The sequence below is a fragment of the Hymenobacter jeollabukensis genome, from assembly GCF_005771675.1.
Taxonomy (GTDB): Bacteria; Bacteroidota; Bacteroidia; order Cytophagales; family Hymenobacteraceae; genus Solirubrum; species Solirubrum jeollabukense.
In genome coordinates, this window is the sequence record NZ_VAJM01000018.1 from 48,992 (window position 1) to 69,026 (window position 20,035).

The following is a 20,035-nucleotide window of genomic DNA, read 5'->3' on the forward strand; positions in this document are numbered from 1 at the left end:
TTCGATTCCTCGTTGTCAGTTGTTTGCGCGTTCCTACTCCTTCATCCGCCTGGCTGCGGCCTCTACTCCACGTTCTTCGCGCCCCGCGCCAGGTGCAGGAACACCTCGTCCATCGAGGCCACGCCGAACTGCCGCTTAAGGCCGGCCGGGGTATCCAGGGCGTCAATCCGGCCGTCGACCATGATGCTGACCCGGTCGCAGTACTCGGCCTCGTCCATGTAGTGGGTGGTAATGAAAATGGTCACGCCCCGCGCGGCGGCCTCGTAGATGAGGTCCCAGAACTGGCGCCGGGTGATGGGGTCAACGCCGCCAGTGGGCTCGTCGAGGAAGATGACGGCCGGCTCGTGGAGCAGGGCCACCGAAAAGGCCAGCTTCTGCTTCCAGCCCAGCGGCAGGCTGCCCACCAGCGTGTCGCGCTCGGCTGCCAGGCCCAGGCGCTGGAGCAGGGCCGTGGTTTTCTCGCGGATGGCGGCCGTTTTCAGCCCGTACACCCCGCCGTAGAAGCGGATGTTTTCGCGCACCGTGAGGTCTTCGTAAAGCGAGAACTTCTGGCTCATGTAGCCGATGTGCTGCTTGATGCGCTCGGGCTCGCGGAACACGTCGCACCCGGCCACCGTGGCCGCGCCCTCCGTGGGCCCCAGCAGGCCGCAGAGCATGCGCATGGCCGTGGTTTTGCCCGCCCCGTTGGCCCCGAGGAAGCCGAAAATCTCGCCAGCGGCCACCTCGAAGCTGATGCCATTCACGGCCACGAAGTCGCCGAAGCGCTTGGTGAGCTGCTGGCAGGTGATGACGGGGCCGGCCGCCGAAGCCCTGCCCGCGGCGGCGTTATTGGGCGGGTTGGTCATGAGCGGAGTTAGGGGAAGGCTGCCGTTGGGCGAGTAAGTCCATAAACGTGTCTTCGATGGTGGCCTCGACGGGCTCGACCACCACCCCGGTGTGGCCGTGGCCCGTGAGGTAGGCCGTGAGCCGGGCGGCCGCATCCGGGGCCGGCTGGCGGAGGCTGAGGTGGGCCGCTTCGCCGAAGGCGTAGCAGCTGTGCGCGGCCGGGTAGGCGCGCAGGTCCTGCAGCAGCGGGTGCATGCGGGCAGCCCGCACCGCGTACAGCGGCCAGGGGTAAGCCGCGCGCAGGGCCGCCGGCGTGTCGATGCGCAGCACCTGGCCTTCCTGCAGCAGCGCCACCCGCTCGCACAGGGCGGCTTCGTCCATGTAGGGCGTGGAGACGACGATGGTAATGCCCCGGGCCTTGAGCGTGCCGAGCATGTGCCAGAACTCCTGCCGCGAGACGGCGTCGACGCCCGTGGTGGGCTCGTCGAGCAGCAGCACCTGGGGCTTGTGAATGAGCGCGCAGCACAAGGCCAGCTTCTGCTTCATGCCCCCGGACAGGGCCCCGGACCGGCGGTTTTTGAACGGAGCCAATTGCTCGTAAATGTCTTTGACCAACTCGTAGTTTTCGGCTACGGTGGTGCGGAACACGGCGGCGAAAAATTCCAGGTTCTCCTGCACCGTCAGGTCGGGGTAGAGCGAGAACTTGCCCGGCATATAGCCCACCACGTTGCGGATGGCGCGGAAGTCGCGCACCACGTCGTGACCGGCTACGGTGGCCGTGCCGGCATCGGCCAGCAGCAGCGTGGTCAGGATGCGGAAGAGCGTAGTTTTGCCCGCCCCATCGGGCCCGATGAGCCCGAACAGCTCGCCCGCTTCCACGGCCAGGCTTATGTCGCGCACGGCGGGGGTGGTGCCGTACGATTTGCTGATGTTCAAAAGTTCAACGGCGGGCATAGGGTCGGCGGGGGGTTAAAACAGCACATCGGCGGGCATGCCGATTTTGAGGCTGCCGTCGTTGGGCACGGCGACTTTCAGGGCGTACACCAGGTTCACCCGGTCTTCCTTGGTTTGAATCACCTTGGGCGTGAACTCCGCCTTGCTGGCAATCCACTGCACCCGGCCGGCGTATTCCCGGCGCTGGTCCCCGGGCGCATCCACCAATACCTTCACCGCTTGCCGCAGCTTGACGCGGGTGAGCTGGTCGCCGGCCACGTAGGCCCGCAGAATCAGGGTTTTCGTGTCCCCGATTTTGTAGAGCGGCTGGCCGTAGTTCACCACCTCGCTGGGCTCGACGTACACCGTGAGCACGGTGCCGGCCACGGGGTTTACCACCCGGCTTTGGCGCAGCTGGTCGCTCACCTGTCGCACCTGCTCCCGGAGCGGGGCCGCCTGGGCGGCGGTGCCGCTGGCCTGCGTACCCAGGGCCGAGCGCTGGGCGGCCACTTGCTGGCGGGCCACGGCGATTTGGTAGTCGAGGTCGTCGAGTTGCTTGGCCGGCACGGCGTCGGCTTTCACCAGGCTCACTACCCGTTTGCGCTCGCGCTGCAGGTTGGCCACCTGCTGCTCCAGGGCCCCTACCTGCGCGGCCACGTTGGGCGTTTGCTGGCGCACAGCCTGCTGACTGGCCTGCAGCTGGCGCTTGCGCAGGTAGAGCTGGGTGGTGTCGATGACGCCCACTTCGCGGCCGGCGGGCAGCTCGTCGCCTTCGGCTACGCCCAGGCGCAGCAGCTGCCCCTGGGCCTGGGCCGCCACTACATATTCAGTGGTTTCGAAATTACCGGAGGCGTCGAAGCGCGGCGCTTCGGGCTGGCAGGCCGCCAGCAGGGCCAGGGCCAGCAGCAAACCGGGGTTCTTGCCGCCGGCAAAGCTAAAGGGAGCGTTCATGGCAAATCAGGATTAGAGTTGGGGTTCTCGGTGCGGGCCCGGCGCTGGTCGCGGTACACCACGTAGGTAATGAGGAATAGGGAGAGGTAAGGCAGCGCGAAGCCAATGCCAAACCAGCGCCAAAAGGAGCGGCCGTGGCTGGTGGCCATGTAACCGGTGATGATGGGCATAAGCCATAAGGGCCACAGCAGGCCGATGATAACTTCCATGAGTAGGCGTTACTGGGAGAGTGACGAGGCGCTCCCGGTGGTTTGATAATCGACCTGGGCCTGGAGCAGCTGCAGGCGGTGCAGCTGCTCGCTGAGCCGGGCCAGGGTGAGGTTGTTGGCTTCGGTGAAGTAGTCGCCGAAGCCGATGATGCCGTGGTCGAGCTGCACGGCGGCCGTGGCCTGGATTTTCTGGCGCAGGCCAATCAGCTGCGTGTCGGTTTCAAGCAGGGCCTGGTAGCGGTCAATGGCGGTTTGCTGGCCGGCCCGGGCCACGCGCTGGATTTGCTCAAAGGCGTCCTGCTGCACGGCCACGGCTTCCTGCCCGAGGCGGAGGGCCTCGCGGTCCTGGCGGCGGGTGTAGTAGTTATTCAGATTCCAGTTCAGGCGCACCCCGGCAATGCCATAGCCGTGAAAATCATTGCGCAGAAAATCCAGCGTGGGCCGGCCGTAGCCCACCTGGCCGAACAAACTCAGGCGCGGAGCCAGCCGGGCGTCGGCCAGTTTCTGCTGGCCCGTGAGCAAGGCTTTTTGTTGGGCATACAGCAGCAGCTCCGGCCTTGCGCTGGCGGTCGGCAACGCAGCCGGGGGTTCCAGCTGGGTATCGGGGGGCAAGGGTTGGCCCAGCAACTCCCCCAGCTGGCGCAACAGACCGGCCCGCGTGACAGTCAGCTCGCGCAACAGCTGGTCGAGGTTCAGCACCTCGGCGTCGAGGCGGGCCACGTCCTGGCCGGTGGCCACGCCGCCCTCCCGGCGGGCCAGCAAGGTTTTGCGGCGCTGCAGCAAGTCGGCGCGCAGCCCCTGGCGCAAGCGGGTGTTCTCGTCGGTGAGCAGCGCGCCGAAATAGAGGCCGTTCACCTGCTCGCGCAGCCGGTACAGGCCCACGGCCACCTGCTGGTTGCTCACCTGGCCATTCAACGTTTCCAGTTCCTGCTGGCGGCGGGTGACGCCCCCGTCGAACAGGGTCTGGGTGGCGTCGAGCGTCAGGCGGTACTGGTCTTTGGAGATAGTGGGGATGCTGATGCCCGGCACTTCCAATGGGATTTTGGTCACTTCGCTCTGGTAAGAGGCCTGGCCGTTGACGGCCAACTGCGGCCGGTACCCCTGCGCGGCTAGTCGCGACCGGTTGTTGGCGGCCTGGGCCTCATTTAGGGCCACCTGGCGCCGCAGCGGGGCGTGGGCTTCGGCCAGCTCGTAGCACTGGTTCAGCGTCAGGGCGGCGGCAGCCGGGGGCGGCGCAGCGGGTTGCCCTAGCGCGGCGCGGCTGAGCAGTACCAGCAACAGCAGTAATGGCTTTTTTCTCTTATCCATGTGATTTAACTGCTTGGTTAATGAGTGGGCAAAAAAATATCAGGCCCGGATTGCCCGAATCACGAATTCGGCTACCTCGGTGCGGCGGTTTTCCATCTCCCGCTTAAAGTCTTCCTCGCTCAGCCCCAGTCCTGCCTGGATGATGGGCTTGCCCAGGAAGGGAAAGATGACCAGCGACATGACGTTCATGAACAGCTGCGCGGAGCTGATGGGGTGAATGCGGCCCTGTGCCACGGCTTCATCAACTTGGCGGCGGAATTTGTCGAGGTGCGTGCGCTCCTTTTCCACCACGGCCCGGAAGAAGAAGTGGGGATTGCGATTCACTTCGTTCACGATGAATAGTGGCAGGAAGCTGTTCCGGCTCACAAAAGTGAGGTAGGTATCGACCACGAGCCGGATTTTGTCAAACAATTCCAGGTCAGTGTCCAGCACAGCCATCACGCGCGGCAGAATCACGCTGATGGCCCGTTCAATTATCAGCGCCGAGAGTTTCTCCTTGCTGCGGAAGTAGTAGTGCAGCAGGGCTTTGTTGATGCCGGCCCGGTCGGCAATTTCCTGCATGCGCGCGCCCGCCAGGCCTTTCTCCAGGAACACGGCCTGAGCCGCTTCGAGGATTTGCTCTTCGGTGGAAAGCTTGGTGGGCTGCTCAGTCATGTTGACCAGATGGATTGACCGTTTGGTTAAGATGATGCAAGTATAAGGGAAAAAATTTTACCAAACCAAATCTACTTGAACTGATATAGGAGGCAAACTGCCGAAGGGACTTGGCAGTGAAGGGTATTAGACTAACAGGGGCTCGTTCACATCGAGGCGGTGAAGCATCTCAACACATGATTTCGACTGGTTGTAGCGAGAACCTTAGTAACGCCAACGAGGTCCACCTAGCCGCCCCAGCTAATCGGCCGTGGCCGGGCAAGCGAAAGCGGGACCAAAGACGCCTTATTCGTTGGCTTCGATACGCTCATCGCCTTCCAATAAGAGCTCCAAACCGAGCTGCTCGTTTAACTTTTGTACCAAACTTTTAACCAAGGCCAGGTATAAACCTAAAACCAAAGTTTCCAAACATTACCTTATGGCACTAAGGCGCGTTAACGAGCCTTTTTATCAACGTTATATACTTGAAAATCACTATACTAACCGGCCATTTTATGGCAGCAGCGAAATTCCCCTCTTTGAAAAAACTGCTGACAGTGTAGCCACGTCACTAGTTACTAAAGTACCGGACACCGAAAGTTATGAACTACGTGGGAGACTGCGCTTTGCAAATGAGGATTTTAAGAACGCATTGGTTGACTTTGAGAATGCCGTGCGCTTAAGCTATGGGAGACCCAATTTGAGACTGCTGGATTATATAGCTGACACATACAGTAAAGTGAATAAGTATCCAGAAGCAATTAAGTACTATACTATGCAGGTCGATTCGAGTAAGAATAAAAGAGACGTTCTTTGGCACAGAGGTCTATGTAAAAGGGAACTTGAAGATTACCGGGGTGCCTTATCAGATTTTTCGAGAGCCTTGTTAATCACCGAACGGCAAATCACTTCTGTGTCAGACTATTTTCTCTTAACAGTATCAGCGTCTTGCAAACTCTCTTTAGGGGAGAACCTTGATGCCAAGGTGCTTTTAAACAAGGTCCCTTTGCAACAAATCCCGCAGGGGGACAGCGGATATTTTTACTACCTTAAAGGACTTGCTGATTATCATCTCAAGTATAAAGAATCAGCATGTGCCAACTGGTCAAAGGCTGGTGAACATGGGTATGCTGAAGCTTACGAAGCTATAAAATCCTACTGTAACAAACATTAACGCTAGCGCAGGTGGGTCAAACTCTCCGTGCAAGTTCAGGTGTCGGTAGGAGAGCACAGCGAAGGGCAAGAGCGTGGCCAGCGTGGCGGCCGCTGTCTGCAAAGCCGGGCGAATCACTAGCCGTTGACCTCGAAGTGTACCCCTATTTGTTTAACAACACCTTTTTGAGGCCGTGCTATGGTGTACGCTTCCCCATTCGGTAAACCAGTAATAAGCAGAGGTTAAGCAGCTTGTTTAAATTCGAATGGGGTCATAAAATTCAAGGCTTGGTGCGGCCGTTGGGTGTTGTAATCGAGCATCCACTCGTCCACGAGTTGGCGCACGTGGGCCAGCGAACGAAAGAGGTGGGCGTCGAGCAGTTCGCGGCGAAACGAGCCGTTGAAGCGTTCGATATAGGCGTTTTGCGTTGGCTTGCCGGGCTGAATCCAATGCAGGACAATACCCTGCGCCTCACACCACTCGCTAAGACGAGTGCTGATAAATTCGGGGCCGTTATCGGTGCGCAGCTGGGCGGGGCGGCCATAATACTCGACCAGGCGCGTCAGCACCTGCACCACCCGGGTGGCCGGCAACGAAAAATCGATTTCAACGCCCAGCAGTTCACGGTTGTAATCGTCGAGTACGTTCAAGGTGCGGAAGCGTCGCCCGTCCGTCAGCACATCGCTGGTAAAGTCGAGTGACCAGCACACGTTGGCCGCTGCCGGCACCGCCAAGGGCTGCTTGAGGCGAACCGGCACGCGCTTTTTCAGGCGACGGGGCAAGTTCAGCGCCATAGCCCGATAAATACGTAGCGTGCGCTTGTGATTGATAACCAGTCCATTTTTGCGTAAACGATGGTGCAGTTTCCAGAATCCCCAGCCCGGATGCCGCACCGTTAACGCCCGCAACGCCTGCTCGACGGGCTCATCGTTACGTCCCCGTGCCACCCCATGATAGCTGCCCCGCGAGAGCCCGACCAGGGTACACGCCCGCCGCTGACTCCAGCCTTTACCCACTAAGCCCTGCGCTGCCTGGCGCCGCGCCGCAGGGCTACTCACTTTTTTCGCAGTATCTCCTTGATGGCCTGATTCTCTAGGCTTAAGTCGGCGAACATCTGCTTGAGCTTTCGATTCTCGTCTTCCAAGTGTTTGAGCCGGCTGAGCTCCGCCACACTGGCACCGGCGTATTTGCTTTTCCACGCATAAAATGTCGCCTCGCTCAAGCCGTGCTCGCGCACAATCTGCGCGACGGTTTGCCCGCTGGCTTGCTGTTGCAGAATGGCCACAATTTGGGCCTCGCTGAATCGTCCCTTTTTCATGTCTCGGTTGTCAAGTAGTGAAAATACGCTTTTCTCTACTCACAACTGGCTCCCTATTTAGGGAAGCGTACAATGGGGCATTGGCAGACTTTTCGACGCTGTGTTGCTTGATGAAACCAGCCAGTGCAGTCGCCGGCTTGCTCGCTATTTGGCTAACCCCGAAGCAGGCAATGGCCGCGAACCCCAGACCCGAGACACACACGATGACGGTGAACAAGAGCAGGTGTTTTTGAGGAAGGCGCTCCGCGATAATGGCGAGCACTTTCCACAGGCCGGTCGGTGCGGGGTTGGGAAGTCTGGAGGGACGAGCAGCAGTAGGCGTATTCATAAAGTTCTGGTTGATTTAGTGGCGGGGGAGAATGGCGGGCAAAACCGCCGATACTGAAGCGGCGGTGCAAGACTAGCAAGCGCCACAAAGCACGAATTCCGGGTTTGTAAATAATAGGACAAGGTGCAATGCCTCGATTCCAGCCCGTAGAGGCGCTTTTCTGAAAAATTGGGCTTCGGAACGTGGGCAGGTTATCACAGCTGATGGAGAAAAAAGGAGGGGGAGCCGTGCGCGCACGGTCACCACAAAGAGCTTGCGCAGGCGTGGGGAGGAACCCTTGCTGGGGATGGGAACAGGACGGATAAGGGGCACGGTTAAGGTGGCTCCACCTATAGAAAGCAGCGAGGTCTGTTATGTGGCTAATTCCCATCGTTCAAACTTCCAACTCGAAGCCCTTTTTAAAAAGGACAGAAAAAAACCCCTTTAAAAAGGGGCTTTCCAGCCTGCAGAAGCACTTATTGAAAATTGGCTAAAATGTCATCGCTCTTTACTGCGTGATGAGGGAGACGAGCCGGGGAGCTTTTCAGGTCTCTGTAGCAGTTCCGTCACCAATGGGGAAAGAAGAATAGCTTTACCAACCGGATTCTAAACGTTTGGCTGTCTTCCACGAGGAGCACACCTCGGCCCTCCTCATTTCGCTTCTTATGCGTGCATCACCTTTCCTAATGCCAGCAGCTGACCCATCAGGCCGGGCCCGGTTGGGCTACCTGGTGGGTGATGGGATTGAATACGGGGCGCGGCTCGGGTTTGCCTTTGCCCAACCAGTTACTATCAGCGCGAGTTATGTGGCGGGACTGTTGCCGGCCCGGGCGACGCGGGCCAGGGTATTCAGGGCCCGTTTGAAACAGGATGGCTCGTTGATTCGCCTACCCGATTTGGTCTTGCCGCCCCACCTGAAGGTGTGCGCCCTGGCCCTGCACGGGCCTTATCTCTATGTGGGCGGAGCTTTCGCTTGGCCCCGCCGGTCAGCAGTCCGTGCCGGCGCGACAGGTGGGCGGCTGGACTTGCGCGAAGAGCAGCCCCGATGGGAGCCGCTGGTACTGCCCGGTCCCTGCGAGCCGGGCAAGGCGATTGACGATGTACTAGTCGATGACCAGAACCTAGTCCTGGTCGACAACATTGTCTTCCCCAAGTACCTGTTCGTTTATCCCTGGCCGTCGGATGGCGGCCTGCCTGCAGACCCGCAGGTGGTGGAGCTGCCTTTCAGTCGGGTGTACGAACACATTGTAAAAGGCCAAATGAGCGCCGGCTACGTCGCCTTGCTTTCTACCAGCGTCGGGGAGGGCGGGGTGGGCGTCTACATCTCGGTGCTGCGGCGAGGGGACTGGGCCCCGGTGGTAGTGTTGGCGTTTGAACAGTCCCGCACTGAAATCTGGGACCAGGAACTAGCCGGTGAGTCGCCGTCCCTGGATGAACGTCCGTTTGACCTAGCCCTGCAGGACCATCAGTTGGTGCTGGCTTGCGGGGGAGCGCTGCTGTACGTCGATTTGCGGGCGTTTCCAGCCCCACCTGCTTCCTTGCCCGGCGCTGAAGCCGAATGCCCCGAAGTAGACCTGCGCAACCGCACTCCCTTTCCCGGAGGCCATTGGCAAACGCTGGCTCCGCACGAGCAGCCCGGGCGCATTCGCTTTGTGGCCACTGGCCGCTTACTCTTGGCCTCATCGGGAGATGGCGCTGGGACCCCGGGCCGTGCCTGGTTGCACCATGTTTAATACCTCAACATTCGGAGGTTTTGCCCAGTTTGTTTAACAAAGCCTGATTATTCAGGGTAGCAATTTGGAAAGTATAGGGCGCGTATGTACCCTGCTCGGAGAACTCATCTAAATTGGTGTCAGCCAAAACTTGAGTTGCAGCATTGTTTGATGCGGCTATTTTCGCCGGTATGATATACCCGAATGACATCCACCGGCTCTTCGATGACCTTTGGCCTGCTATGCACGCCAGCAGTTTGCACAAGCAGCATTGTATCAGCATCTTGCCCCATATTGAGAGTTGCTTCAGAAAGTGGGGCGACAATTATGACTTTCTGCTTGATGGACTGTCTTCCCTCGATGGAATCGGCCTCACTATTGCCAGTGGGCTGATATGGAGCACTGACCCGATGGAAGCGGTTCCATTTGATAAGTTCACGATGACTTATGCGTTGACAGAGCGCATCCTTCGGAACGAGCACATTTCAGGTGGCCATTACGCAGATGCCTGCCAAAAAATAGTGGCGTATTGTGATGGCTTCACCATGACCGAAGCTGACGGGATTGAGCGAGTGTACGAAGTAGAAGACTTTGTGCGAGAAGCAAGGGAGAAAATGATAGATTTCCCTGGCTTGCTCGGCCCTAAGTAGCCTTGGCTAAAAGCTTGTTACCACTAGGAAAGAGCCATGAGAATCATAGCTATATAATAAACTGGTTTGCTGCTGTTGAGAGGGAGTACGCTAGTGGTGTAATAAGCCGCGGTAACGCAGTTCTTATCTTACGGGCGCCTCCAACGCCGGTGGCTCTGTCGTCAAACCCATCATCATCTGTAATGCGCGATTCGCTACATGCCGAAAATGATGCCCTGCGCGCTCAAATTCAGCAGCTGCAGGCAGACAGGACGGCAGTCAGTTAACATTGTTATATTGGCAAATGCAGCCTTTGGACCAAACTTTTAACCAAGACCTATCGCTGGGCAGGTTGGCTTAAAAGCCGCTGTAACGGCATCATTTTGTTCGCTTTTTTTGATTTATGCAATACGATACCAGGAAAGACATTGTCCTTTCTAATGTTGAACAATTAGGGAAGCAGATGCTTCACAAAGGCTGTTCTTTCATCCTGAAAAGCAACTTTGCGGCAGCTTTTAGCTACATCAGCGACGGATACGATTTGATAACCTGTGACTGCCCTAGGGGCAGTTGGTTCACGGATACCTATGACCAGAGAGAGGCAGTGATTCAACTTGCTTCGCTCGAAATGGAAGAGCCAGAATTTCACTTTTGTCTTTCATTTGCCTTATTCTATATATCACTCGGCGAGGACGGAGGCGGCAAGGACATGGACTTGTTAACTCAGTCACTTAAGCATATTGATGAGTACTTATCCTATCGGATAAATCACCTTGGGTACTACTTTAAAGGCAGGGTTTTATCGCACTTAGGACAGCGACCAGAGGCTATTGCCCACTTTGACTTGTCATTTAAGTCAAAGGTCAACACCCCGGCTTTATACAGAGCGTCGCTGCTACGGGAGCATGATTCGAGTAGTGGTCTCTACGGCTTATATCAGGCGTGCTTAAGTAGCCCGTCAAGTGTATGTGCGTGGGAACATCTGCACGACTACGCAGTCGTAAAGCGCGGAATAGCTGTCCCAACCGAAAAGGTGCTTGGCAAGCCTAATACTCTTGCGAGCCAGTTTAATGATAGCTCTTTCTATTCCTTGAATTTTACTTTTTGGTCCCTGTTCAAAGAAGTAAAAGGCGCCCGTCAGCCAAACTCTTATAGAAGTTTTGATGAATCGTTACGCTCAACTGGCAATGATGCCTTCATCCGATATAAATACGATTTCAGGTCGGACATATACAGCAACAGTGAACATCTAAAGGACTTTCAGGATTTCGTTTTCATCATGGGTGGGTGTGCTCGTTTATTCAACGAACCAGCAGCATACGGCACCCCCGTGAGTTCAATTAACTATGACCAAGACTACCAAGATGACGATGATGGGGACTGGGGTGGTGATATTGACAACAATGAACACTATAATGACGACCTAGATATGGACCAACAGAGCCAAGAGTTCTGGGATAACCTGTAAGCTTTAATACCTGGCACTGGACCACCTCACGCTCTTAGATGGAACCGCAAGCACTCAGCTTTACATACGACTTACGGGATATGCCCCGTTCCATGAATACGCCCATGGAAGTCAATCTTTACGATTGGGACCAATTAGCCAAGCTGCGGCTCCGGGAGCTACGCCTTGTTGGTACCATCGACCTTTCCACAGCTGAGCGGTTGATTAACTTCAACGGGTGGCTCGCGCTAGCTAGCTTTTCGCTAACCGAGGGCAAGCAGTTTGTAACCGAGCCGAAGGGAAGCCACAAGGTCGAACTAAGCGACGAGAGTACGGTAACCATCACCGCCTCGATGAGGTGTAAGAACGACTTTAATGCCTTAGCAATGAAGATGCTTGAACTACTACGGCCCATGCATGAGGGACAGCAGTAGGCTCTTTGCTCCGTAAGCATCCAACATCATAGCCCAACTTACACTATGGGAACAAAACGACTCTGCGGCGAAGCCCGCATAATGGACGCACAGGGGAACATCCTGATTCACGATAAAAATGCACTGATAGTCTTGCAGCGGGACGCAGCCAACAATTTCACCTGGTCAGCTAAAATGGAGCAGATGGGAATAGGCGTCTCTGCTTTTGGTATACCCGGCGTGACTTACACCTTACAGTTCAGCAACTCGAACTGGCGCTTAACCGGGACCGTTTCAGTGCCTGGGTTTCATGGCAACCGGGGCCACGTTTCCGTTCAAGCAAAAGGCCAAGGTGTGCCTGCTGGTGTAAATCCGTCAACTGTATAGCGGCAATTTTCCTCTTGTTCGCGGCCGCCAATTTGAAAAGCAAAAGCGTCCCGGTCAGCTGACTAGGACGCTTTGTTTGGTACTTAGGCGGGCGGGGGCTACTTGACCTGGGGCTGCTTCCTGGCCAGCATCACGCTACCCACCATCGGAGCTAGCTCAGTAGCGCAGCTGAACAAGCCTAAGTGCAGCATCGTAGGTTGAGGGCCGTGGATTCGCTGCATTTCCTTAAACAGCTTCCTGGCCTCCTTGGAGTCGGCATCTAGCCAGTGAGCCACGTCGGCGACGGTTACAAGCTGGCCCGCTAACAAAAATTCCATATTCGGGCTCAGTTCAGCGAAGGGTTCCGGCGCGGGCTGGGGCTTAAGACTCAAGTAAACCGCACCTTCGCGCTCTGGGTCGGGGTCGGTGGTTACCCACGTATCCAGCGCCTCGGTGCCGTAGCCTTTTACCCTGGCCGCGGTGTAGGTGCCGGGGGCCGTAGTGCGGCCGGCTTGGCGGGTAGCTTCGGCCACGAGTTGCGGGTTGGTAAGGAACTCATAGCCGGCCGGGAACTGATACGGCAAGCGGTGCTGCACGCTCAGGCGCAACTCGCCAAGCAAATTGCGGCAAGCGCCGCCCATCCAAACGGCCTGCACCTGGCCGTTGATGCTGGAAAATTCCCGGATGGGCGCGGCCGTGTCGGCGGTGCGGGTACTCATGTGAACGTAGGCACCAACGCGAAAACCTTTCTTAGCGGCCTTGGCCGCTATTTCCTGGGGGGTGGGATAAGCCATAACGGATTAACAAAAGGGAGAAAATGGTCTGGGTAATGGTCTGCTGAGCTAGAGAGTTAGGCTGCCTGCTGGTGCTGGTAAGGCTGCTGCACCACGGCCTGTAAGGCTGCGGGGCTAAGGGCGGCGCGCATCGCTTCGCCGCGGGTGGCTGTTGCGCCAGTTCGCGTCGTGGCTGCGAGACCTCGGCCTTGGCGCAACTCCCACGCCCACCGGCTACCCTGCCGGTGGACGTGGACGCGAAAAACCGGGAGCATGCCTTAGTCGCGCTGCTCGTCTGCCGGATGCTCCGGGTACTCGGTGCTGTCCTGGTTGTCGTCGGCTAGTTCGTCACCCTGGGGCGGGTACTCAGGAATCCAATCGCCTTGCTCAGTTGGGGCGGGCTCCTGGCCGTTGGGGATGAAGTCGAAAGCGTACTGCTCCTGCACCTGGGCCAGCGTTAGCGGAGTCAGGGTCGGGTAATTGGGGCCGTAGTGTAAACGGGGCTCCGTTTCGACGTAATACTGGCCGCTGGACTGCTGCCAAAGTGTAACCCACCCGTTTCCCTCGCCTTCCTCAGTTGTGGCCCGACGGCCCGAAATGTAGGCGTAGGAATCAAGCGGCATTTGGCCCAAATCGAGCTGTACGCGCTCCCACGGGCACTCTCCACTGCCGTGGGCTTCTTCCTCAAACGCTACCCACGTACGCCACTCGCTTTTCTCCGCGATGCGGCCCCGGTACTGCTCGCCCTGCTCCTTCATAGCCTCGGCAAGTGCGCTCAGCGTGTCGTACTGGCTGAATGTATCCGTGTCTTCGCCTGGGATGCGGAACGGGCCGGGAAACTGCGTAGTCAGGTAGTCTACCTGGTCAGCCGTGCCGGCGCGAAGGGCGAAAATCTGCGGCCCCTTGCGCTCGTGGCTGTCCTCGTGAACCTCTAGGTAATGGTGCTCGGGCATGAACTGCCAGTTGGCCGGGTCGGCAAGCTGGGCCGGGTCCTGGCTGTTGCTGCCGGTGAATGCCTCCACATCATAGAAGCCATAGTAGTCGGCCAGCCCGCCGTACACCACCGTAATGCGGCCAGTGTGAAGGTTGCGGTAGTAAAGCGGGGCCGGAATAACCCGGTACTCCTGCGAGATAATCTCTACCACTTCGAGCACTTGGGCCGGGGCGGCTGGGCCGGGTGTCCGGGGTTCCAACTCCTTGCCAAAAAAGTGGCCTAACGTTACGCCCGGGGCCTGTTTTTTGTACCATTCGGGCATTTCGTCCGGCTCACATATTACGCCCATATAGCCATCGGCGTGAAAATAGGCGCGCACGGTGGCCGGCCCGAAGCTGTTCATGTAGATATGAACGCGCTCCCCAATGGCGGGCACTGTACCTGCACCTGACCAGATAATGAGTTGGGGCAAGCACAAGCGGCTAGGGTAGCCAATCCATTTCGGGCACTGCTCGGGGTCGCCGGCCCACACAAGCGGGCTGATTTCGGGCTGTTTCGTGGCGGGGGCGGGGGTTATCATATCGAAGGAAAAAGGGAGTAGTGAAAAGATGAGCCGGGGGCTAAGCGGCAAGGGCCAACTGGCTGCCGAATACCACTCCGGCGCGGGGGGTGCTGCGCTTCCTGCGGCTGGCGGTCTTGGCGTGGTGGGTGGTTTCGGTGACTAGGCCCAAAAAGCCAGCTGCGTGGGTATATCCCTTCACCTCGGCCCGCTCCTGGTGTCCGTCGCGGTTCACCGTTACCGTAGCTCCGATGGCGGGCACCGGGGCTTGGTTCGACCAATGCAGGCCCCCGGGGAGCATGGTTAAGCGGGGCGCGGCCTCGAACTCGGGCACGGGGTTGGTCAGTTGCGCTTGTGCATCCTGGCGGGCCTGCCAAGCATCTTCACGGGCTTGAGCTTTGGCGGCACTGGCGGCACGAATGACAGCCAAACGGGCGGCGAGAATGCGTCTAGCGGGGCGATATAGATTGGTGCTTTTCATGGCAGGGCTGCTTTTGGTAAGAGGTAGACTGTACTAAAACCAAGGGTTAGTATCCCACTCGGTCAGCTCGTCAGCGGCTGCGCTGGGAGACTGCTGCGGCTGCTCGTCGGCGGGGTCATAGCGGTCTGCGGGGACTTCGCCGGGGGCTAGTTCAAAAGCGTCGTAAAACATGACTAAATGGCTGGTTATTTGTTCGTTGCTTATACATATTAAACGCAAGAGCGCCTTTTTAAGTTGCCTTTTTAGCAATAATAATCTTATTATTTTAGCAATATTTGGCACATTGTTGGCATTTTCCCCTCTTGTTGATATTGAGGCTGGATATGCCCAAAAAAGCCCCTCCTGTAATGGGAAAGGAATTTTCATTTTGTCGCGGCCCTGGGCCGGCCGGAACCACCCGGCCGGCCCGTTGGCCCCTCCCCTACTCGCTGTCGGCCTCGCTGGCTTCGTAGCTGGGCACAATCCCTAGAATGTGGTTAAGGGCTTTCTGTGCTTGGCTGGCGGCCGATATAATCAACGTCTTATCGTTGCGTAGGGCCTGCAACCAGCTTTCTATATAGGCGGCGGTGTTGTTCTCGGTCACGCTCAGGTCGAGCCCTGCCGTGTTGCTCAGAAACGCGGCCCCCAATTCGGCTACCAGTTCTTCCTTGGCATAGGTCGGGCTACCAAAAGAAGCCTTTTCGGTCAGCGTCGCCCGGTCAAGGCGCTTGCTGTGGCCGGTGCTGTGGACCAGCTCGTGAAAGGTGGTCAGGTAAAAATCCTCGGCGGTGTGAAAGGTGCTGGCCTCGGGCATCGTCACGGTGTCAGTGCTCGTGCGGTAGTACGCTTCGCTGCCTTTATGCTCAATGCGGGGGCCACCGGCATAACCGGCAATTATCTGCTCGGCGGCCTGCTGGGGGGTGTGCTCGCGGCTGGGCAACTCGGGGAACGTCCACGCTACCCCGTCAATCTGCGCAATATTAAAGACGGTGGAATACTGCAGGAAAGCTACCTTCTTCTCCTTGCCTTTGGCGTCCTCCTTCTTGCTCACCTTCCAGAAAACGACGGGCATGCCCTTCTCACCTCGGCGCACCTGCCCGCCTAACTCCTGGGCCTGCTTATAGGTCAGGTAGTACGGGTGCACGTAGTCCAGCATCCCAAGCAAAAGGGCATTAACGCCGGTATATACGTGCTTGCTGCGGTAATTTCTCGGTGCTCCGTGGGCCGCGTTCCACGGCTTTTTCCACGGCGTAACATCGTTTTCCAGGGCCAGAATAATGCGGTTAGTGATAATCTCCTGAACGTCGGTGCGGGGGGCGAAGGTGGTTGCAGCTTTCATATCGAAGGGACTAAGGGGTGAGGGTTGCGGGTTAGTAGTTGTACTCAGGATGGGCGGGCGGTCCGGGCTGCTCGTGCTCTGCTTTCAGCTTGGCATCTTCCCAAGCTTCGCTTTCGGCAATGGCCAGGGCTTTCCATTTCATCAGCCGGGCCGCGTCGGTGCTGGTGCTAATCAGGGCCTCGGCTTTCTGGCGGCGCTCCTTGGTAAATGCGGGGTGGTTCAGGACTTGCCGAAGGTTGCGGCGGGCTGATGACACCATGAGCAGATAACCGGAGGCAAGAACGGGGGCGGCGGTCGTTTCCATGAGTAAGAGCCTGTTTGTTTGCTTGTTACTTATACTATTTAAACGCAACCCCCCCCATTAACGTTGCTTTTTTAGCAATAATAATCTTATTATTTTGGCAATAATCTGGCACAGTGTTGGTATTTTTCCCTCTTGTTCGTTTTTGCAATTGCAGATAGGTAGCCCCCGGGCAGGGTTGTGTAACCAATCACCTGGCACTGCTCCCACATCGGGGCGAAAGCAATAATGCATGCGCGCAGTTAGGCGTAGCGCCAGCAGTATTTCGGTGCTTTATTCCTTTGGTTCGCGGTAGGGATGGGAAGGGAGCGACCAGCGGGAGCTGTCCGTCAGGACCGGAGCGCAGCGCAGCCCTGGACAGCCCGGCCACCCGCCCAAAACTCAATTCACCAAGTACCAAAAGTGCCCATCACACGCTCAGTTGAGCACTACTGTTTGCCATTTTCTCTTGGCTTGCCAAAGCTTAACTAAGTCTTAGCTTTGCTACCTATACCCCCCGAAATGTCCTGGAATGAAAGCAATTTCTACTACGCTGATTTTATGTGTGCTGGGCCTGAGTGTTAGTGCTCAAACCCGTTCTGCAAGTCCGGTCCGAAAAAGCACAGGCACTGGCACTGCCAGCTATTCCAAGCCTAAGCCTAGCAGTGCGCCTAAGACCATTGCTCCCGCCCCACCTGTTGAGCCGGCCTTCTACGAGTTGGATAAGGTTAAGCAGAAACCTTATCTCGACGAGGCTTCTATGAAGGCGCTGGCCGATGTGGTCCTGGAGGCTTATGCGGCGGCAATCCAGAACCCGCAGGAACATTCTACAGCTAAGGCTGCGGAAGAAACAGTTTATGCGTTTTATGACATCAACTATGATGGCAAATTGGACAAGCTCAACGCCACGCAGGGCAAACGATTTGCGGTAGAGGACACGGCTGATTTAGCCAAGGATGACCGCTGGATGTTCAGTCTCCTTTTTGATGCCAACGGTACGCTTCAAGTGCCCGACAAGCTCAATGTCATTGCTCACCGAAAAGAGCAGCAAGGCAGTTCTATCAAAGAGGTCGGGCTGCTGGCGTTTGAGCTACCACTTACCCCGGAGCAGAAAACCCAATTAGAAGCGGTCAAGCTGAAAGTAACGGCTAAAGTGGACATGAATTCCATGACGGGAGACCTTAAACCGGTGCCGGTTCTTCTGCCCTTCACCCTGACTCGTGATAAGCCCGCGACCCATTTGATTGAGGGTACGATTACCAAGAATATGGGCAGGACCTATCTCTCTTTGAATAGCTTCAATTCCATGCAATCTCAGATTGATGAGCTGCTGAAAAACGAGCCACTTCTACTTAAAGCCACCCATCAGGATTTTGCATTTACGGTCGCTTATAACACGTCAGGCTATGATATTGACGTTCGTGAGCTGCGGGACAACTTCATTGTTCGGTCAAACTCACAAGCCAAAAGCTTCAACACAAATACGCTGACAGTAAGCAAATTCGCACCAGTTGCCAAGCCGCGCCGATGAAACAACTTCTATCCTTTTTCCTGCTGATTTGCTCCCTGACCGCGGTTGGCCAAGTCACCAAAAAAGTTATCATTACCACCTCCCCTAGAACGGTACCTGCTGGGAAAGTCTGGAAGTTGCAATGCAACCGCCCTACGAAAGTTCAGCTTCACGAGGGCACTCTGCGCTCGGGCACTATGTGCAACGGCTTATTTCTGTCGCGGCCGGGCCTGGTTTTCAATGTCAACAAAGGCTACGTACCCAATGCAGTGAGCTATGGCGTCGTCTTCAAGTCATTTGAAAAAGTGCCCTACACGAACGAATACACCTACTCGATTACACCCGTAGCCATCGTAGACAAGAGCTTCAGCCTGGATGAGCTACACGAGAAGAAGGCGGAAGATGTCGGTGTTAAGGAAGTTGTCTTTCGTGCGGGCGAGGTGGTCTTTGTGGCTACCTGCATGGCCAGTATTGAACTGACCGAGTACAACATGAGTGCTACGGAACTTGCAGCTGCGCAGAAAAAAGCTGCCGTTGCTGCCGCTGCAAAGAAGGCAGTGGTTTCCAATTTAACGATTCCGGTAAACCCGGAAAAGTACGTAGCGCCGGGCACCAAGCCTGCCATCCATGACAAGGATTTTAAAACCTTGAACCTAAAGAGCACCGGAGTGCTGCACCAACGCCCTGGCAAAGCAATGGCGTTGGATGATACAGCGGTTTTCAATTTCTCTCTTTCGGCTGACGCAGTTGATATCGAGAGCCAATCGGGCATCAACAAGTCTTATAAGGTCCTCGGCATTAAATACAACGAGGAAATGAAGATGCAGGAGTTCAAGTTGGGCGACGAGGCCGGTAGTGCAACACACAAGCTTTTGGTGGCCTGGAGCAATTCCAGCAACGGGTATATGCTTCTGCTCAACTCACTGGACAAGTCGGAAGAATACCAATTTCAAGAAACCGAATTGGTTTCCAAGCTGTAATCCCGCCTCTACAGGACCCATTTAGCTTATATGCAAAAGGTTGCTTATACCAAACTCACCACGGCCGATGAGAAGATATATTATAACGGCGATTTATTTACTGGGCTAGTATTCTCTCAATACGTTGAGAACTCATACGCCTCTACGCCCTTTGAGAAAAGTCATGGGGAGGAAGAAGTAGTAAACGGCGTACCAACAAACGTCTTCAAGGAGTTTTACAAAAACGGCCAGTTATGCAAACGCATACAGGTCGCGCCCGGACAGATATTTTCTGTCAAGAACTATATAGCAGGGGAGTTTGAGACTTACTACAAGGATGGCAAACTCTGTGAAAAAGGAGAGATTGTTAATCGACAGTTGCGAGGTCACTATGAATGCTATTACGAAGACGGAAGCCCATTCATAAAAGCAGAATTCCCTCCTGATTCCCGAGTTGGGAATGGCATCTGTTACTACAGGAGTGGGGAAGTTTGCCAAGAGGGGGATATCCAGGCCTGGGGCTTTTCCAATGCCCTCGAAAAGAGAGTTATAGCGACCCCGTTAGCACCAGACGGTTATAGCAACCTTGGCAATACGTATGGCATTCCATATGCTGACCACTACTTCTCCGACAAGCTGTATGACTATGTAAACAATGACTTTGACTTTGCTCCTTACCCAAGGCTTTTACACAACTTTGAATCAAGAAATAAGAAGGGCGAGCTGATAACTCAAATCAGAGATAGCATCAAGGAATGCTATGACAAGGATGGCCATAAGGTCTTGGTAGAATCATGCAATGAGGAACTGCAAAAGCATGGGCAATCATGCAAGTTCTCATATGGCTCCTTAAGAGAGATTGAAAGCTATTACAATGGCACCCTAGATGGCATATATTTAAATTTCAATTATAACGGGTTCGTATCAGAAAGCGGGTATTATAAAGATGGGCAGAAGGTTGGGACATGGTGCTATTTTGATGCGAATGGGGTCTTAAGGTAGCCTTCAGCGGTTAAT

At 56.2% G+C, this 20,035-nt stretch carries 23 protein-coding genes; 9 read left to right on the forward strand and 14 right to left on the reverse strand.

The window, feature by feature from the left end; translation table 11 throughout:
* Nucleotides 1-62 precede the first annotated feature (62 nt).
* Genes FDY95_RS24265 through FDY95_RS24290 form a run of 6 tightly spaced genes read right to left on the reverse strand, consistent with a single transcriptional unit; the run spans nt 63 to nt 4,880 of the window.
* A complete protein-coding gene (locus tag FDY95_RS24265) occupies nt 63-845 on the reverse strand; it encodes an ABC transporter ATP-binding protein (RefSeq protein WP_138082025.1) in 783 nt (260 codons plus the stop codon).
* On the reverse strand, nt 826-1,779 hold the full coding sequence (locus tag FDY95_RS24270; protein ID WP_138082027.1) for an ABC transporter ATP-binding protein: 954 nt from the start codon (nt 1,777-1,779) through the stop codon (nt 826-828). Before FDY95_RS24270 ends, FDY95_RS24265 begins: the two co-directional genes overlap by 20 nt.
* Before the next feature lie 15 nt (nt 1,780-1,794).
* On the reverse strand, nt 1,795-2,709 hold the full coding sequence (locus FDY95_RS24275; protein ID WP_138082029.1) for an HlyD family secretion protein: 915 nt from the start codon (nt 2,707-2,709) through the stop codon (nt 1,795-1,797).
* Nucleotides 2,706-2,918, reverse strand: coding sequence for a hypothetical protein (locus FDY95_RS26635; RefSeq protein WP_212744951.1), 213 nt, complete (start codon nt 2,916-2,918; stop codon nt 2,706-2,708). Before FDY95_RS26635 ends, FDY95_RS24275 begins: the two co-directional genes overlap by 4 nt.
* Before the next feature lie 9 nt (nt 2,919-2,927).
* Entirely contained in the window at nt 2,928-4,226 is a 1,299-nt protein-coding gene (locus FDY95_RS24285) for a TolC family protein (RefSeq protein WP_138082031.1), read from the reverse strand.
* Between the two features lie 39 nt (nt 4,227-4,265).
* Nucleotides 4,266-4,880, reverse strand: a complete 615-nt coding sequence (locus FDY95_RS24290; protein ID WP_138082033.1) for a TetR/AcrR family transcriptional regulator — start codon at nt 4,878-4,880, stop codon at nt 4,266-4,268.
* 418 nt (nt 4,881-5,298) lie between these two features.
* Here FDY95_RS24290 and FDY95_RS24295 point away from each other — a divergent pair, with 418 nt between their 5' ends.
* On the forward strand, nt 5,299-6,033 hold the full coding sequence (locus FDY95_RS24295) for a tetratricopeptide repeat protein (protein ID WP_138082035.1): 735 nt from the start codon (nt 5,299-5,301) through the stop codon (nt 6,031-6,033).
* A 221-nt stretch (nt 6,034-6,254) separates the two neighbouring features.
* On the opposite strand, the gene FDY95_RS24300 is transcribed toward FDY95_RS24295, so the two are convergent.
* Both FDY95_RS24300 and FDY95_RS24305 read right to left on the reverse strand, forming a co-directional pair.
* Nucleotides 6,255-7,330 (reverse strand): IS3 family transposase gene (locus tag FDY95_RS24300; protein WP_138082037.1). Its coding sequence is split into 2 segments (ribosomal slippage): nt 6,255-7,078 and nt 7,078-7,330, totalling 1,077 coding nucleotides; the frame shifts between segments, so codons are not numbered across the junction.
* Between the two features lie 10 nt (nt 7,331-7,340).
* Nucleotides 7,341-7,658: a hypothetical protein gene (locus FDY95_RS24305; RefSeq protein ID WP_138082039.1), complete on the reverse strand. Its 318-nt coding sequence runs from the start codon at nt 7,656-7,658 to the stop codon at nt 7,341-7,343.
* A 665-nt stretch (nt 7,659-8,323) separates the two neighbouring features.
* Here FDY95_RS24305 and FDY95_RS24310 point away from each other — a divergent pair.
* The 5 genes from FDY95_RS24310 to FDY95_RS24330 all read left to right on the forward strand — a co-directional run bounded on the left by FDY95_RS24310 (nt 8,324) and on the right by FDY95_RS24330 (nt 12,225).
* Entirely contained in the window at nt 8,324-9,370 is a 1,047-nt protein-coding gene (locus FDY95_RS24310; RefSeq protein WP_171025838.1) for a hypothetical protein, read from the forward strand.
* Nucleotides 9,371-9,540: 170 nt separating this feature from the next.
* Nucleotides 9,541-9,999, forward strand: a complete 459-nt coding sequence (locus FDY95_RS24315; protein WP_138082043.1) for a hypothetical protein — start codon at nt 9,541-9,543, stop codon at nt 9,997-9,999.
* Nucleotides 10,000-10,381: 382 nt separating this feature from the next.
* Nucleotides 10,382-11,446: a hypothetical protein gene (locus tag FDY95_RS24320; RefSeq protein ID WP_138082045.1), complete on the forward strand. Its 1,065-nt coding sequence runs from the start codon at nt 10,382-10,384 to the stop codon at nt 11,444-11,446.
* A gap of 104 nt (nt 11,447-11,550) precedes the next feature.
* Nucleotides 11,551-11,859: a hypothetical protein gene (locus FDY95_RS24325; RefSeq protein ID WP_171025839.1), complete on the forward strand. Its 309-nt coding sequence runs from the start codon at nt 11,551-11,553 to the stop codon at nt 11,857-11,859.
* Nucleotides 11,860-11,904: 45 nt separating this feature from the next.
* Nucleotides 11,905-12,225, forward strand: coding sequence for a PDC sensor domain-containing protein (locus tag FDY95_RS24330; RefSeq protein WP_138082049.1), 321 nt, complete (start codon nt 11,905-11,907; stop codon nt 12,223-12,225).
* A gap of 98 nt (nt 12,226-12,323) precedes the next feature.
* Here FDY95_RS24330 and FDY95_RS24335 read toward each other — a convergent pair whose 3' ends face one another.
* The 6 genes from FDY95_RS24335 to FDY95_RS24360 form a co-directional block, all read right to left on the reverse strand.
* Nucleotides 12,324-12,998: a hypothetical protein gene (locus FDY95_RS24335; RefSeq protein ID WP_138082051.1), complete on the reverse strand. Its 675-nt coding sequence runs from the start codon at nt 12,996-12,998 to the stop codon at nt 12,324-12,326.
* Nucleotides 12,999-13,255: 257 nt separating this feature from the next.
* Nucleotides 13,256-14,491 carry a hypothetical protein gene (locus FDY95_RS24340; RefSeq protein ID WP_138082053.1) on the reverse strand — a complete coding sequence of 412 codons (1,236 nt, stop codon included), beginning with the start codon at nt 14,489-14,491 and terminating at the stop codon, nt 13,256-13,258.
* 40 nt (nt 14,492-14,531) lie between these two features.
* Entirely contained in the window at nt 14,532-14,900 is a 369-nt protein-coding gene (locus tag FDY95_RS24345; RefSeq protein WP_138082055.1) for a hypothetical protein, read from the reverse strand.
* Nucleotides 14,901-14,984: 84 nt separating this feature from the next.
* Nucleotides 14,985-15,317, reverse strand: a complete 333-nt coding sequence (locus FDY95_RS24350) for a hypothetical protein (protein ID WP_138082057.1) — start codon at nt 15,315-15,317, stop codon at nt 14,985-14,987.
* 55 nt (nt 15,318-15,372) lie between these two features.
* Complete coding sequence (locus FDY95_RS24355) at nt 15,373-16,269, reverse strand: ArdC family protein (protein ID WP_138082058.1); 897 nt, start codon at nt 16,267-16,269, stop codon at nt 15,373-15,375.
* Between the two features lie 31 nt (nt 16,270-16,300).
* A complete protein-coding gene (locus FDY95_RS24360) occupies nt 16,301-16,573 on the reverse strand; it encodes a hypothetical protein (protein WP_138082060.1) in 273 nt (90 codons plus the stop codon).
* A gap of 508 nt (nt 16,574-17,081) precedes the next feature.
* On the opposite strand from FDY95_RS24360, the gene FDY95_RS24365 reads away from it, so the two are divergent.
* From FDY95_RS24365 to FDY95_RS24375, 3 genes are read left to right on the forward strand one after another with little or no spacing between them, the layout of a single operon-like run.
* A complete protein-coding gene (locus FDY95_RS24365; RefSeq protein ID WP_138082062.1) occupies nt 17,082-18,080 on the forward strand; it encodes a hypothetical protein in 999 nt (332 codons plus the stop codon).
* A complete protein-coding gene (locus FDY95_RS24370; RefSeq protein WP_138082064.1) occupies nt 18,077-19,039 on the forward strand; it encodes a hypothetical protein in 963 nt (320 codons plus the stop codon). Before FDY95_RS24365 ends, FDY95_RS24370 begins: the two co-directional genes overlap by 4 nt.
* Before the next feature lie 30 nt (nt 19,040-19,069).
* Entirely contained in the window at nt 19,070-20,020 is a 951-nt protein-coding gene (locus tag FDY95_RS24375) for a toxin-antitoxin system YwqK family antitoxin (RefSeq protein ID WP_138082066.1), read from the forward strand.
* Nucleotides 20,021-20,035: the final 15 nt, after the last annotated feature.